The organism is Sphingobacteriales bacterium (assembly GCA_016711285.1).
GTDB lineage: Bacteria > Bacteroidota > Bacteroidia > Chitinophagales > UBA2359 > JADJTG01.
This window is the reverse complement of record JADJTG010000012.1, coordinates 358,893-374,503: the sequence shown is the minus strand read 5'-3', so window position 1 is coordinate 374,503 and position 15,611 is coordinate 358,893. Positions and strand designations below refer to the sequence as shown.

10 protein-coding genes and 1 pseudogene are annotated in these 15,611 nt (G+C 43.2%); 7 read left to right on the top strand and 4 right to left on the bottom strand.

The annotated features are described in order from the left end of the window. The first annotated feature begins 13 nt into the window (after positions 1–13). The 4 genes from IPL35_08750 (at position 14) to IPL35_08735 (ending at position 3,159) form a co-directional block, all read left to right on the top strand. On the top strand, positions 14–208 hold the full coding sequence (locus tag IPL35_08750; GenBank protein MBK8443485.1) for a hypothetical protein: 195 nt from the start codon (positions 14–16) through the stop codon (positions 206–208). Positions 209–333: 125 nt separating this feature from the next. After that, positions 334–2,022, top strand: coding sequence for a hypothetical protein (locus IPL35_08745; protein ID MBK8443484.1), 1,689 nt, complete (start codon positions 334–336; stop codon positions 2,020–2,022). Beyond that, complete coding sequence (locus IPL35_08740; protein MBK8443483.1) at positions 1,968–2,366, top strand: tetratricopeptide repeat protein; 399 nt, start codon at positions 1,968–1,970, stop codon at positions 2,364–2,366. The genes IPL35_08745 and IPL35_08740 overlap by 55 nt, the downstream gene beginning before the upstream one ends. Positions 2,367–2,436: 70 nt before the next feature. Further along, entirely contained in the window at positions 2,437–3,159 is a 723-nt protein-coding gene (locus IPL35_08735) for a tetratricopeptide repeat protein (GenBank protein MBK8443482.1), read from the top strand. Positions 3,160–5,120: 1,961 nt separating this feature from the next. Here IPL35_08735 and IPL35_08730 read toward each other — a convergent pair. After that, positions 5,121–6,800: a T9SS type A sorting domain-containing protein gene (locus IPL35_08730; GenBank protein MBK8443481.1), complete on the bottom strand. Its 1,680-nt coding sequence runs from the start codon at positions 6,798–6,800 to the stop codon at positions 5,121–5,123. A 378-nt stretch (positions 6,801–7,178) separates the two neighbouring features. On the opposite strand from IPL35_08730, the gene IPL35_08725 reads away from it, so the two are divergent. Beyond that, complete coding sequence (locus IPL35_08725) at positions 7,179–9,944, top strand: 2-oxoglutarate dehydrogenase E1 component (GenBank protein ID MBK8443480.1); 2,766 nt, start codon at positions 7,179–7,181, stop codon at positions 9,942–9,944. 84 nt (positions 9,945–10,028) lie between these two features. Here the strand turns inward: IPL35_08725 and IPL35_08720 are convergent, their stop codons facing one another. From IPL35_08720 to IPL35_08710, 3 genes are all read right to left on the bottom strand, one after another. After that, entirely contained in the window at positions 10,029–10,349 is a 321-nt protein-coding gene (locus tag IPL35_08720) for a DUF2752 domain-containing protein (protein MBK8443479.1), read from the bottom strand. A 32-nt stretch (positions 10,350–10,381) separates the two neighbouring features. After that, the gene (locus tag IPL35_08715) at positions 10,382–10,732 is read right to left on the bottom strand and encodes a TM2 domain-containing protein (protein ID MBK8443478.1); all 351 of its coding nucleotides are present in this window, start codon (positions 10,730–10,732) and stop codon (positions 10,382–10,384) included. Between the two features lie 824 nt (positions 10,733–11,556). Further along, positions 11,557–13,113, bottom strand: a complete 1,557-nt coding sequence (locus IPL35_08710) for a LysM peptidoglycan-binding domain-containing protein (GenBank protein MBK8443477.1) — start codon at positions 13,111–13,113, stop codon at positions 11,557–11,559. 296 nt (positions 13,114–13,409) lie between these two features. Here IPL35_08710 and IPL35_08705 point away from each other — a divergent pair, with 296 nt between their 5' ends. Beyond that, positions 13,410–13,862 (top strand): GNAT family N-acetyltransferase, encoded by a 453-nt coding sequence (locus IPL35_08705; protein MBK8443476.1) that lies wholly within the window; start codon positions 13,410–13,412, stop codon positions 13,860–13,862. Positions 13,863–14,067: 205 nt separating this feature from the next. Further along, positions 14,068–15,539 (top strand): annotated as a pseudogene (locus tag IPL35_08700) (CoA-acylating methylmalonate-semialdehyde dehydrogenase). Positions 15,540–15,611 lie beyond the last annotated feature (72 nt).

The window sequence follows — 15,611 nt, the reverse complement described above, 5'->3', positions numbered from 1 at the left end:
TTTTTTATAAAATATGAGTGAAAAGCCGACACGTTGGGACTATACCACCACTGCTATCCTTGCCCTGCTTTGTGCTTTTTGGTTGGGGTATGAGTATTATAAAGACCCCTCCAAATTCCCTTTTGAGCCTTTGATAGCTTTTCTTACGTCTGTGTTTGTGATTTGGGGTATAAACGCTGGAAAAAAGGGAAAGAAGAACAAACTGTAAAAGTAAGGGAACAAAACGCTGAAAAAATTTATAATATTGAAAAAACAAAAGAAGTTCATTCGGCTACTGACATAAAAGACTCCAAAAATATAGTAGCAAATTCTACTATTTCCGCTGGGGGGAATGTGACGATTGGGGATAACAATACCCATTATCATTATTCCGGCGATAAAAATATCCCCCCCGCCCTCACAAAGCCTCCGTTCCGTTCCGAAATATTTTTGGGGCGCGAAGATGATTTAAAAACTATCAAAGAAAAACTTTTTTCGGAGGGTAATAATATGCTCCTGTTAGTAAACGGGCACGGCGGCGTGGGAAAAACCTCTGTTGCCGCCCAATACTACACCACCTGCCAAAACGACTACCGATACACCGCTTGGGTAGGGAGCGAATACAGCATCGCCAATGCTTTGTTGGCAAACCTGACGCAGCCCTTGGGTTTGGTTTTTGAACCCCAAGAAAAAGAAGCCGAACGACTCGATAAACTGCTGCACGCTATGGCGAAGTTGGATAAACCCTGCCTTTTGGTGATTGATAATGCCAACGATTTGGAAGATTTGGAACATAACTACCAACGCTTGCGCCAATGCTCTAATTTTCATATATTACTGACCAGCCGTATTCGGGAATTTAGGCGGGCTGCCTTTTATCCTATCAAGGGCTTGCCCAAAGACAAGGCACTCGAACTCTTTGAAGAATACTATCAGCCGCCTCTGACGGCAGAGGAATTACCCCTTTTTTACGGCATTTACGAGGCTGTGGAAGGAAATACTTTGGTGGTGGAGATACTGGCAAAAAACCTTTATTTGTTCAATCGCAAAAAGGGCGATTATACGCTATCGGATTTACTCGCCGACTTGCAGCATAAAGGGGTTTTGGATTTGCCAAAAACGGTGAGTGTTGAAGTGGATTACCAGCAATACCGAAAAGAAAACCCCAAAGATATTATTGCGGCGATGTACGACATACAACCCTTATCCGAAATAGAACGCCAATTGCTCTCTGTTTTTGCGGTTTTGCCCTCCGAGACCATTCCTTTGGCGACCCTCGAAGCCCATCTGCTGCCCGATATGCCCGAACTGAGAGCAACCGCCTATCTCCTCAGCACACGCGGCTGGTTGGAATACTACGAAGCAAATAAGGAATACAAATGCCACCCCCTTGTACAAGAAATAACCCGCAAAAAAAACACATTCCTGCGGGCAGACTGCAATACGCTGATAGATGCTTTGATTGCAAAATTAGAGTACGATACCTTACACGAGGGAAATTATAAATATGCTACCCTGTTTGCACACTATGCCGAAACGGTGGTAAAGGTGTTTGAAGAACCTGTACTGTGCCAAAACATTGGCAATTACCATACGGAAATAGGAAACTTAGATAAAGCCCTGTTTTTCTATTTAAAATGCGAGCAATTATCAAAACAACTTTTAGGCACTGAAACAAACAATCCCAATTTCAAAAGAGGTTTGGCGGTTTCTTACTCTAAACTCGGAGATACATATATGGCATTGGGCAATTTAGAAAAGGCTTTGAATTTCTTTGAAGATGAAAACAAGTTATTTGAAGAATTCTATAAAAGCGACCCCAATTATGTAGATTTCAAAAACGGTTTGGCGGTTTCTTACGAAAGACTTGGCTTAACGTATATTGCATTGGGCAATTTAGACAGGGCTTTGAATTTCTTTGAAGATGAAAACAAGTTATTTGAAGAACTCTATAAAGCTACCCCAATAATGTCTCTTTCAAAAAGGGTTTGGCGATTTCTTACTCCAAACTCGGCGATACGCATACGTCCTTTGGGAATTTAGAAAAAGCTTTGAATTTCTTTGAAGATGAAAACAAGTTATTTGAAGAACTCTATAAAAACTACCCCAATAATGTCTCTTTCAAAAACGGTTTGGCGGTTTCTTACTCCAAACTCGGCGAAACGCATACGTCCTTGGGCAATTTAGATCGAGCTTTGAGTTTCTTTGAAAAATACAATCAATTAGGCGAAGAACTCTATAAAAGCTATCCCAATAATGTCTCTTTCAAAAACGGTTTGGCGGTTTCTTACGAAAAACTCGGCGAAACGCATACGTCCTTGGGCAATTTAGAAAAGGCTTTGAATTTCTTTGAAAAATTCACAACAATTAAGCGAAGAACTCTATAAAAGCGACCCGAATCATGTAGATTTCAAAAACGGTTTGGCGATCTCTTACTCTAAACTCGGCGATACGTATATGTCTTTGGGCAATTTAGACAAGGCTTTGAATTTCTTTGAAAAACGCAATCAATTAGGCGAAGAACTCTATAAAAGCTACCCCAATCATGTCTCTTTCAAAAACGGTTTGGCGATTTCTTACTCCAAACTCGGCGATACGCATACGTCCTTGGGGAATTTAGAAAAGGCTTTGAATTTCTTTGAAAAATTCACAACCTTAATTGAAGAACTCTATAAAAGCTACCCCAATAATGTCTCTTTCAAAAACGGTTTGGCGGTTTCTTACTCAAGACTCGGCAATACGCATACGTCCTTGGGGAATTTAGAAAAGGCTTTGAATTTCTTTGAAGATGAAACTAAGTTATTTGAAGAATTCTATAAAAGCTACCCCAATTATGTCTCTTTCAAAAACGGTTTGGCGATTTCTTACGAAAAACTCGGCAATACGCATACGTCCTTGGGGAATTTAGAAAAGGCTTTGAATTTCTTTGAAGATGAAACTAAGTTATTTGAAGAACTCTATAAAAGCTATCCCAATCATGTAGATTTCAAAGACGGTTTGGCGATTTCATATTATAAATTAGGTACTTTTAATAGAGATAATTTGAAAGACAAAAACGAGGCACGCCTTTATTTTACAAAAGCCGAAGCCTTATGGTTGGAGTTGGTGCGTGATGCACCACAATATATAGAATTTAAGAAGTTTTTGGGTATAGTACAACAGTCTTTAAAAGACTTATAAGCCGCTGTATCGGCTTATATGGCACTCCTAATACCAAAATCAGATAAAATCGGGTGTTTTTTGGGGTGCAAAACACTTTGAGTATATATTTTAGTGTAAAAATCCCTTATTTATAAGGAAAATATTAATAACTCGAATATTTCGCACTTATTGTCGGAGGGGGTAGGCGAGGGGTAGGGGGGGGTACCCCCATAGGTACCCCCCCTACCTATATAAGTACCCCCCCCTACCTCTGAACTCGGTTAGCTCACCTCTGAACTCGGTTAGCTCACCTCTGAACTCGGTTAGCTCACCTCTGAACTCGGTTAGCTCACTTCTGAACTCGGTTAGCTGACCTCTGAACTCGGTTAGCTCACCTCTGAACTCGGTTAGCTGACCTCTGAACTCGGTTAGCTGACCTCTGAACTCGGTTAGCTGACCTCTGAACTCGGTTAGCTGACCTCTGCACTCGGTTAGCTGACCTCTGAACTCGGTTAGCTCACTTCTGAACTCGGTTAGCTCACTTCTGAACTCGGTTAGCTCACCTCTGAACTCGGTTAGCTCACCTCTGAACTCGGTTAGCTCACCTCTGAACTCGGTTAGCTCACCTCTGAACTCGGTTAGCTCACCTCTGAACTCGGTTAGCTCACCTCTGAACTCGGTTAGCTCTACTCTGAACTCGGTTAGCTCACCTTTGAACTCTGGTTAGCTCACCTCTGAACAGGTTAGCTCACCTCTGAACTCGGTTAGCTCACCCCCTGAACTCGGTTAGCTCTCTCTGAACTCGGTTAACTCACCTCTGAACTCGGTTAGCTTACTTCTGAACTCGGTTAGCTTACTTCTGAACTCGGTTAGCTTACTTCTGAACTCGGTTAGCTTACTTCTGAACTCGGTTAGCTTACTTCTGAACTCGGTTAGCTTACTTCTGAACTCGGTTAGCTTACTTCTGAACTCGGTTAGCTTACTTCTGAACTCGGTTACTTCTGAACTTCGGTTAGCTTACTTCTGAACTCGGTTAGCTTACTTCTGAACTCGGTTAGCTTCTTCTGAACTCTGCACCTCTGAACTCACCTCTGAACTCGGCTAACTGACCTCTGAACTCGGTTAGCTGACCTCTGAACTCGGTTAGCTCACCTCTAAACTCGGCTAACTGACCTCTGAACTCGGTTAGCTCACCCCTGAACTCGGTTAGCTGACCTCTGAACTCGGTTAGCTGACCTCTGAACTCGGTTAGCTGACCTCTGAACTCGGTTTCTGACCTCTGAACTCGGTTAGCTGACCTCTGAACTCGGTTAGCTTACCTCTGAACTCGGCTAACTGACCTCTGAACTCGGTTAGCTTACCTCTGAACTCGGTTAGCTCACTTCTGAACTCGGTTAGCTGACCTCTGAACTCGGTTAGCTCACCTCTGAACTCGGTTAGCTGAGCTCTGAACTCGGTTAGCTGAGCTCGGAAGTCGGTTAGTTGACCTCTGAAACTCGGTTGGCTGACCTCTGAACTCGGTTAGTGACCTCTGAACTCGGTTAGCTTACCTCTGAACTCGGCTAACTGACCTCTGAACTCGGTTAGCTTACCTCTGAACTCGGTTAGCTGACCTCTTTTCAACTTTGACAAATTTTTGAACTTTGTCAAAGTGGTGAAAAATAAAAAAATCCTGTTAATCCTTTAATCCTAAAAATCAGGGTTCAGACCAATGGAAGTTCTGAACTCGGTTAGCTCACCTCTTTTCAACTTTGTCAAATTTTTGAACTTTGTCAAAGTGATGAAAACAAAAAAATCCTGTCAATCCTCTAATCCTAAAAATCAGGGTTCAGACCAATGGAAGTTCTGAACTCGGCCCACCTCTTTTCAACTTTGACAAATTTTTGAACTTTGTCAAAGTGGTGGGCAGCAAAAAAATCCTGCCTATCCCCTAATCCCAAAAATCAGGGTTCAGACCAATGGAAGTCCCTGCTTTGGAAAAGAGCGATGGAGGAAGGGAATTACAACACCAAGCATTTAACCGTATGGCTGTTTTGAAAAACATCGGTTGCTTTTATAATATACATACCTTTTTCCAAACCCTCCATATTGAGTTGCGTTTGTTGAATATTCTGATAAGAGCGCACCCATTTACCTTCTATCGTAAAAACTTGAACTTGCTGCAAAGCACCTTGACATTGCAATACAAAATTACCCTGCGAAGGATTGGGAAATAGGGTCAGTTGCGGCATATTTTGTGTGTCGGCAACAAGGGTATTTTTGGCACTTTCGGCAATGGCTGTGTTTTGAGAAGTCGGTGCGGCGGCGGCATTGCTGTTGCAGCCCCCTATTTCGGCGATGAACTGGCTGCCGTAAGCAGCGATAAAATTGGGCAGCAAAGCAATAAAATCGGCAGCACTAAAGGTGCTATTGCTGCCGCTATCTACGCTGCCGTGCGCCGAAATGGTGTTGGCAACTTCAAAAACGCCGCTGCCGATGTCTTCATAATTGAAAGCAATGTTATCAGGGCAAAAATTGCTCACTACCAATTCGCCGTTTACAAAAGGATCTGACCATTTGGGGTTTGTATATACATCGCTGCCGGAAAGCGTCAATAAAAATGCTGCCAGAGCATCTTTTTGTGCTTGGGTGAGGTTGAGGTGCAAGCCGGGCGAACCACCGGGAGGCGGTGGCGGACCTATCAAACGCGGGTCTAAGTTGGTATTGATTGCCGGATTATACACAATCGTATTATAATGGTTGATGACGGCTTGCAAAGTGGGCAAACTGCCATTGTGCATAAAACTACCATTTACGATGCCCGCCGGATTCACCAAATCACGCAGCGAAGGCGCACGTGTAACCGTCAGATCTATAGAGTCGGGATAATTGGCAACACCGATGATATTGTTGTTGAGGCTATTGGGGTCAATATCAAATTCAGGGGCAGCGTGGCAAGCCTGACAACCCGCTCCGCCATTGGGAGGCGGTGTTAAAAATAATTGCTTACCTTGGTTTTCTTGTGCAGTAAAATTCGGAAAAGGCGCGCCTATATTACCCGTAGCCGCCAATCCGGCATCATATTTAGAATCAAAAGACTGAATACTCCGCACAAATTGCGCCATTGCCCGCTGCATGCGCAACTCCGTAATTTGCGGGTCGCCATACACCAGTGTAAAAAGGTCTTGATAATAATCAATGTCCTCCAATTTATTGATCAGCGAATCTAAATTCGGGTCGCCGTTTGCACCACTGAAGCCCATTTCGGCGTGGTCTTGAATAGGGCTGGTGGTTTGCTGCTCCAAACTATTGACGCGCTCGTCCCAAAAGAATTTTACCTCATTGGCAAAACGGGCATTTACCAAACGCATCGGGTGGCGTGCCGTTACACCATTTACGCCCGTATTCACCAATACCGTGTCGCTGAAAGCAAACTCCTGTTTGTGGCACGAACCACAGGAAACCGTATTATTGACGGATAATTGCGGGTCGTAAAACAGCACCCTGCCGAGCGTAGCACCCGCATCGGTAATCGGATTAGCGGCGGGCGTATTGTCTTTGGCAATATAAGCCGGAATATTTTGGTTGCTGTAATTATCCAAAGCATTTACATCAATAATACCCAATACCGAAGGAGCAGCCGAATAAGCCGCCGCCGCCATAAAAACCATTGAACTCACAATAAATTGTTTCTTTTTCATACCTTTAAAGTTTAGAACAAATAATTAATGTTTTTATCTGTTGTTTGATTTCTTTTTTGAATGATAATCAATCGTATAAGTTGTGGGAGCTGATGTATTTAGCCCATCATTCACCACTAAGCACTGTGTTTATATATAAAGCTCAATATCGGTACATCTTTTAGCAGTATGATAAAAATAGCGGTAAAATATAAAAATGTGTAGGTGTTTCAACAACGGATATGCTTATACTAAAACAAAGAAAAAAGATCACAAAAAATATGGCGCGATTTTAGACGAATATATCGTAATAGTCTGAAGAAAAAGAGCGATATTTGCACCTCGATTTTAATCTTCTTTTTTAGAACCCGCCCGCAACTTTTTATTATTTTCAACTCTATGAGTGCCGAACAATTTATCAGCAATGCGCATCCGGCTTATATCGAATCGTTGTATCGCGATTATCAGCAAAATCCTGCCGAATTGGAAATCGGTTGGCGCAAATTTTTTGAAGGTTTTGATTTTGCCCTTCAATACCAAAACGCCACTGCCGGTGAAAATGGAGCAGATAATACTGCTGCTGTAAATACAGGAATATACCATACTGCCGATTTGGATATTCCCAACGAAATCAAAGTGTATTCTCTCATTTACAGCTATCGCAAAAATGCCCACTTGATTTCCAAAACCAACCCCATTCGCCAGCGCAAAGACCGCCGCGCCTATTTGGAACTCAGCGACTATGGCTTGACGGAAAATTTGTTGGATCAGGAATTTTATGTGGGCAATATTTTGGGATTGGGCAAAACCACCCTGAGCCGTATTATCGCTTTTTTACAAAAAGCCTACGGCGGCTCTATTGGTGTGGAGTATCATTATATCCGCGACCCGCAACGCCGCCACTGGATACGCGAAAAAATAGAAATGCGCCCCGATAATTTCGGTTTCTCTATTGATAAGAAAAAGCGCATCTTAAAAAAACTCAACGAAGCCACCGTATTGGAGGAGTTTTTGGGTAAAAAGTTTTTGGGCGAAAAACGTTTCTCGCTCGAAGGCGGCGAAAGCACCATTCCTGCCTTAGATGCCATTATTAATACGGCTGCCGACCAAGGTGCAGAAGAATGTACCATTGCTATGGCACATCGCGGGCGGCTCAATGTATTGTCCAACATTATGGGCAAAACCTACGACTATATTTTTAGCGAATTTGAAGGTCGTATGCCCAGCGACCAAACCATGGGCGATGGCGATGTGAAATACCATTTGGGCTATTCTTCTTTGGTAGAAACCCCTTCGGGCAAAAAAATACACCTCAAATTAGCCCCCAACCCTTCGCACCTCGAAGCCGTTGATCCCGTATTGCTCGGCTTCACACGCGCCAAAGCCGATGTAGTCTATCAGTCCGATTTTAAAAAAATAATGCCCATTATCATTCACGGCGATGCTGCCGTTGCCGGTCAGGGCGTTATTTATGAAATAGCACAAATGGCAAACCTCAGAGGCTACCTCACCGGCGGTACAATACATTTCGTTATCAATAACCAAATTGGCTTTACCACCGACTTCGACGATGCCCGCAGCAGCGACTACTGCACTGCCATTGCCGCTATTGTAGAAGCTCCCGTATTGCATGTAAACGGTGACGATGCCGAAGCCGTAGTGTATGTATCCGAAATGGCAGCCGAATACCGCCAACGCTTCGGCGGCGATGTGTATATAGATATGGTGTGCTATCGCAAACACGGACACAACGAAGGCGATGACCCCAAATTTACGCAGCCGCAGATGTATAACTTCATCAACAAGCACGCCAACGTGCGCGACCTCTATGTGAAAAAACTCACCGAACAGGGCGATTTGGAAGCAACGATGGCAAAAGCACTGAATGAGGATTTTTGGAAACAACTCCAAGACCGCTTAGATGATATACGTCAAAATACATTGCCCTACAAATATCAGGAACCGGAGCAGGCGTGGCGCAGCCTGAACAAATCCACACCGGCGAGTTTTGAACAAACCTATCCCACCGCCATCAGCGATGAAACTTTGCAACAATTGGTAAATGCTTTAGATGCTTTGCCGGAAAATTTTACGCCGATGCGCAAGGTGAGCAAAATGCTCGAAGATAATAAAAAAATGCTCCTCGAAGCGGGCAAAGCCGATTGGGCAAGTGCCGAATTATTGGCGTATGCTTCTATTTTGAAGGAAGGTAATAATGTGCGCATGAGTGGTCAAGATGTAAAAAGAGGCACTTTCAGCCATCGCCACGCCGTCATTTGGGACGAAAACACCAATGCTGAATACAACCGCCTCAGCCGTATCAGCGACACGCAAGGCAGGTTTTTGATTTACAACTCGCTGCTGTCGGAATTTGCCGTACTTGCCTTTGAATACGGCTATTCTATGGCTTCGCCCGACCAGTTGGTATTGTGGGAGGCACAATTTGGCGATTTTGCCAACGGCGCACAGACCATTTTTGACCAGTTTATTGCTTCGGGCGAAAGCAAATGGCAGCGTATGAGCGGCTTGGTGATGCTGTTGCCACACGGCTACGAAGGGCAAGGACCCGAACACTCATCGGCGCGTTTGGAGCGTTATTTACAAGCAACCGCCGAAGAAAACATCATTGTTGCCAATATCACCGAGCCGGCAAATTTCTTCCACATTTTGCGCCGCCAGTTGGCATTTCCGTTCCGCAAGCCTTTGGTGGTGATGTCGCCAAAATCCCTCTTGCGCCACCCGCGTTGTGTGTCGCCGGTAGCGGCATTTACAACAGGGCATTTCAAAGAAGTAATAGACGATACACAAACAGTGGCGGCAGCGAAAGTAAAACGCATTTTGCTGTGTAGCGGAAAATTGTATTATGAATTGTTGGACTACAAAGAGCAAAACAAACGCAACGATATAGCTTTGGTGCGCTTGGAGCAGTTGTATCCGCTGCCTGCAAAGCAACTGAACGAAATAGTGAAAAAATATAAAAATGCCGAAGTAGTATGGGTACAAGAAGAACCCGAAAATATGGGAGCGTGGTGGTATTTGCGGAATACCTACCGCGAGGCTGCTTTGCGTGCAATTACGCGCAAACGCAGTGCATCTACGGCTACCGGATTTAAAAAGCTGCATCAAAAAGAGCAGGAAGCCATCATCAACAAGGCTTTTGAATGATAAGAGATTTTTAAACAATTCGGCTATAAAAAAAAGCGGCAACTCAATAAAAAGTTGCCGCTTTTTTTATAACAGAAAAATCATTTACATCGCTGACTTGCGCGGGTTGAAATATTTTTGATAATTAAAACCCAGCAATTCCGCCAAATTTTTTGCCCACCACAAAAATAGTAGCGGCAAAACCACCACCACCAATTTATTGTATTGATATGCGCCTGCAAAGTCGCCGTGAATGGCGTGCTGTACGGCTCTTGTAAGCCCACAAGCATAACATTCTATATCAAATAATACCTTAGACAAACAAATACTTTCGCCCTTATCAAAAAAATTGGCGGGCAATATCAACAACACAACAGGTGCTATTAATAAAAAGGCAATTTGTAGGTATCGGAGCAGTTGGCGCATAAGAGGCGGTACAAAAACTACTGAAATTTATATTATAAAGTTTCGGTATAAGAGCCGTTTTTAGGCTGCAAATCACCAGTGATGATGCGAATGAGGTCTATCAAAGCCCAAATACCGCAACCGCCGGCAGTTAATAATTGAAGCACACCCTCTAAGGTATAACCCAAATAAAAACGGTGAATACCCAACACTCCTACGAGAGCAGCTAATACCAAAGCAATAAGCTGACTTTTGCCGCTGGTAGGTGCAGCAGGGGTTTGTTTTTCGGGGTTTTGTACTTTTTTGGCAGCTTGGCTGATGCTCGCAGCTTCCAATACACTCACTTTGCCGTCTTGAGTAGCTTTTTCAATTTTTTTCAAGAGTTTTTGCTCTTGTTTGCTCATAGTAGCCGATGCGGGAGCTTCTACTGTTTGAGGGGCAGCAGTGGCAGCAACAACCGGAACATTCACTTCATTTACCAACAAAGCCAAATCTTCATTGGTAGAGGCGGTGAGGTTATAAGCAGGAAGGGTGTTCAGCGTTTCGAAGGCGGCGACTTTTTCCTGTGCAGTTGGTTGGATAGCGGCAGTGGCACTATTTTGCTCGGCACGATTCGCTTTTTTGTGTTTGCTGATTTTTGATGCCGTTTGTTTGGGGGCGGCTTCGTTCAGGGGGTTTAAACGTAGGGCAAGCCGTATCAAAGTGGCGGCTGCAAGAGCTGTTGAACACCACCATCACTAATAATACCAAAAACATTGCTACTGCATTGTTGAAATACATTTTTTTCATAAAAAACTTAAAGATTTTGATTGTTAAGAAATGAATTATGAGTTAAATTTATATGTTTTTTTAAAAAAATAATATATACTATTGAACAATAAGTGCTAACGCACATTTATTTGCAATTTATTTAATTGACGACTAAAGAATTTAACTAACTGAAAATGAATATTTTGGTAGTAAAATTTTGGTTGAAAATAATATAAACCCAATAAAATCAACTACTTATATTGCATCAATAAAAAACTTGATGCACTCGGCGGCAGCATTTTTATTTTGATTTAAAGGTAATACAACAATTTAAAAAAACAAGGAGGTAGTCTGTTTTTTTAAAAAAAAATGAAGCGATTTAGCAATATTATACAAAATGTTGATTGCAGAAAATAAAAAAACCGCACGATGCGTAGCAAACGTGCGGTTTAAGCCAAAAATATAACACTGCCAAAAATTATTTCATTCCTTCTTTTACTTTCAGTTGTTGCCCCAATTTGATATTGTTATCGCTCATATTATTGAGTTTTTTGAGGGCTTCTACCGACATATTCATTCGTTTGGATATATTGTATAAAGTGTCACCTTGTTTTACGGTATAGGTACTCGCAATTCCGCTATTGGCATTGTTGGCGGAAGATGAGGTGCTGCTACCGATAAGCGGAGCAGGGGTGTAAGTTTTTGTTTTTTCGGGTGTATTCATCGTTTGTGATGAAGTAGAAACCGAAGCTGATGGCAATTTTTTGTCAGGTGTGCTACTGTTTTCTAAATAGCTGCGCACCGAACTGTTCATTACTGTGGTATTGTTGTTGGCACTCGACGGCGGAGAGGGCTGATGATACGAACTGGCTTGTGCTTTGGTGCTGCTCGCCGATTGGTTGCTGCCGTTTCCTTTGGTCGGGTTGTTTTGTGGTGCTATGCCACCATTGGAGGCACTGGCAAAGGTGGCAGGAGTCGGCTCTTCAAACAGAGGCTCTTGCGGCTCGTCTTCTTCGGTATAGGGTTTGCGCGGTGCTTTGCTGCGCAAATAAATCTCTTCATCTTCGCGGGGCTGTGCTCCTTGCGACAAATTATTCAGTTTGTACAGTTTACTCAGTTTGATACCATACATTTGAGCAATGTCGTGCATTTTTTCACCTTTGCGCACCTTGTGTATTATACTGCCCAAAGGAGCTTTATTGCGTTTGGCTTGCAAATAAATTTTGGTATTGGCGGGTATCAAATGATTGATGTCGATTTCATTGTATTTGCACAGGCGTTTCACGTCCACATTAAAAGCGCGTGCCACCTGCCGAGGTGTGATGTCGGTATTTACGGCTACGGTTTTGATGCCGTTGTAATAAAATACATCACCCGGAATATAGCGCGGACTGCGCTCTGCATCTTCTAATAAAGTGCTGCTGCCATTGGCGGTGGCATTGTGCGGAGCAGAATAAGGAGTAGGAGGCGGAACAATGCCACCCGATGCCAAAATCTGTTGGTCATCAAAGCGATATAATTGGTAGCGTTCGATGGTTTCTATCAGCAACTCATCGTATTTGGGGTTGGTGGCATAGCCGTACTCTTTCAAAGAACGCGCCCAACCTCGATAATCATTTACCGGAATGAAAAATAAACCGGAATAACGCTGTGTATTGCGCAAATAGGACGAATGATCCGCATAAGAATCATAAGCAGAGCCGTATTTACGAAAACAATCATTCGGGTTGTCATCATCACGGAACACACGCTCACCTTGCCAGCTGTGGCACTTGATACCGAAATGGTTGTTGGCTTCGCGCGCTAAATAGCTGTTGCCGGCATTGGATTCCAAAATCGCCTGCCCCAACTTGATACTGGCAGGAATACCCACTTTCTTCATTTCTTCCATAGCCACCGATTGGTAGGTTTCTATGTAATCCTGCACCGAAAAATCGCCGCAATAAGAAAGTTTAAAAGGAAAAACACACAGAGCCATCAGACTCCATAAACGCAAATGGCGCAAAGCACCTGAAAATAAAACTTGGCGGTTCATAATTTTTAATTTTTGGCGTTAAAAAATTTTTCTTCTTCTAAAAACAGTACTATCAACAGCCGTGCCAATTTTTTTATTTTTATTGAAAAAATAAAAAATAAATGTATAAAATATTATTAATCAATGATTTATTTTAAAGATAATTCAATAAAAGAACAATTTTAAAAAGATAGACCCCTTGGATAAAAAATAAACACTTTTGTTTAATGCGTTATAAATTGCTGCGCTACTGTCTTGAAAAATATTTTTTTTCAAAAAAAAACGCTACCTTTCTATGATAAAAAACACAGCAACACATGCATAGAAGATTACAATGGACGTGCAAACGTTTTGATGAACTCAGCGTACACGAATTATACGAAATAATGGTGATGCGGCAGGAGGTGTTCGTAGTAGAACAGAATTGTGCTTTTGTAGATGCCGACGGTATTGATTTGAAAAGTTGGCACCTGTTGGGGTATATGAAAAATGGTGTATTGGCAGCGTATGCCCGTATTGTGCCGGCGGGTGTGAGCTATGTGGAAGTGTCGGTGGGCAGAATTGTAACTGCGCCCAAATACAGGCATTTGGGTATGGGAAAAGATTTGATGGAAGAATTGCTGCGCCGCACCGAAGAACTATATTCCAAAGTACCCATTCGCATCGCTGCCCAAAAATATTTAGAAAATTTTTATACTTCTTATGGTTTTCGAGCAGAAGGGGAGCCTTTTTTGTGGGACGGCATCTGGCATGTGTATATGCTCCGTTGATGCAACTACACTTGTTTCTTTTTAAAAAATCTTAATCTTTACTTTGTTTTTTTATAAAAATGTAAGTATATTTATAAAAATAAATAACTTTGTTAGTTTGCCACTCGGCACTGCAAAAGCAGTGCGGTGGTGTTTTTTATTGTATTCTCACATATTTTTTCATTTCAAAAACATTATTTAATAATAGTAATCATTTTTTTTAAATATGACAGTATTGACTCAAAAATATGCCGACCTTGACAATTTTGTAGGTGGTTCGGCGATGCCCAGTTCTGCTACACGCACCTTAGATGTTATTTCGCCCTTAGACGGCTCTTTGCTCACTACCGTGCCGATGTCCAATTATCAGGATTTGGACGCTGCGGTGCAAATCGCTAAAGCGGCACAAAAGGCTTGGGCAAAAATGCCTATTAAAGAGCGCGTACAAGTATTTTTTCGCTATCGCAATTTATTGGAAAAATATGCCGATGAACTCACGGCTTTGGTGCAGGAAGAAAATGGCAAAACTTGGAGCGAAGCACGCGCCGAAATAGACAAGAGCATCGAACTCACCGAATTTGCCTGCTCTATGCCCCAGCTCATTCAGGGCGAAATTCTTGAAGTAAGTCGCGGCGTGGAGTGTCGTATCGAGCGTTTTCCGTGGGTGTGGTAGCGAGCATCGTTCCTTTTAATTTTCCGGCAATGGTGCCGAACTGGACAATCCCCAATGCCTTGGTGCTGGGCAACGCTATGATTTTGAAACCTTCGGAAATGGTGCCGCTCAGTGCGTTGCGTTTGGCACAATTGCTCAAAGAAGCAGGATTACCCGATGGCTTGCTCAATATCGTAAACGGCGACCGCGAAATTGTGGAAGCCATCTGCGAACACCCCGATATTGAAGCTGTATCGTTTGTGGGTTCTACCAAAGTAGCAAAATTGGTGTATATCAATTCAAGTACCCATCTCAAAAGATGCTTGGCTCTCGGCGGCGCAAAAAATCACCTCATCGTGTTGCCCGATGCCAACCCCGCAATGACCGCCGGTAATGTGGCGGCTTCAATGAGCGGCTGCGCCGGACAACGCTGTATGGCAGCTTCGGCGATGGTGGGCGTAGGGCAGGTGCAGCATATTGTGGATCTGCTCTGCGAAGAAGCCAAAAAAATAGTGCCCGGCGATAATTTGGGAGCAGTTATTTCCAAAGCTGCCAAGGAGCGCATCGAACGCTATATCACTGAAGCTGAACAAATGGGAGCAAAAATTTTGGTGGACGGCAGAAACCACACCGTAGCGGGCAAAGAGGGCGGTTTTTATGTAGCACCCACCGTTATTGATTATGTTACGCCCGATATGTCGGTGGCACGCGAAGAAATTTTCGGTCCGGTGATTTCCATTATGCGCGCCAACACATTGGAAGAAGCCCTTGCAATTGAAAACAACAACCCTTACGGCAATGCGGCTTCGGTATTTACACAAAGCGGCGGTGCTGCCAAAAAAGTAATAGACAATGCCGCCGCCGGTATGGTGGGCATCAATATTGGTGTGCCGGTGCCGCGCGAGCCGTTTTCTTTTGGCGGTTGGAACGAATCAAAATTTGGTACAGGCGACATCACCGGAAAAAGCTCTATTGAGTTTTGGACCAAACTCAAAAAAACCACCACCAAATGGGAAGCCGAAGCCCGTGTGAATTGGATGTCGTAAGATAAATTATAATTTGTTCCTGCCTAAAACATAAAAGGTAGAATTAACAATTTTTAGAAAAATCATTCTTAG

Bases quoted from the DNA above. Each gene is read 5' to 3' on its own strand.
- IPL35_08750 (MBK8443485.1), top strand. From the start codon at position 14: ATGAGTGAAAAGCCGACACGTTGGGACTATACCACCACTGCTATCCTT.
- IPL35_08735 (MBK8443482.1), top strand. From the start codon at position 2,437: ATGTCTTTGGGCAATTTAGACAAGGCTTTGAATTTCTTTGAAAAACGC.
- IPL35_08730 (MBK8443481.1), bottom strand. From the start codon at position 6,800: ATGAAAAAGAAACAATTTATTGTGAGTTCAATGGTTTTTATGGCGGCG.
- IPL35_08725 (MBK8443480.1), top strand. From the start codon at position 7,179: ATGAGTGCCGAACAATTTATCAGCAATGCGCATCCGGCTTATATCGAA.
- IPL35_08720 (MBK8443479.1), bottom strand. From the start codon at position 10,349: ATGCGCCAACTGCTCCGATACCTACAAATTGCCTTTTTATTAATAGCA.
- IPL35_08715 (MBK8443478.1), bottom strand. From the start codon at position 10,732: ATGAGCAAACAAGAGCAAAAACTCTTGAAAAAAATTGAAAAAGCTACT.
- IPL35_08710 (MBK8443477.1), bottom strand. From the start codon at position 13,113: ATGAACCGCCAAGTTTTATTTTCAGGTGCTTTGCGCCATTTGCGTTTA.
- IPL35_08705 (MBK8443476.1), top strand. From the start codon at position 13,410: ATGCATAGAAGATTACAATGGACGTGCAAACGTTTTGATGAACTCAGC.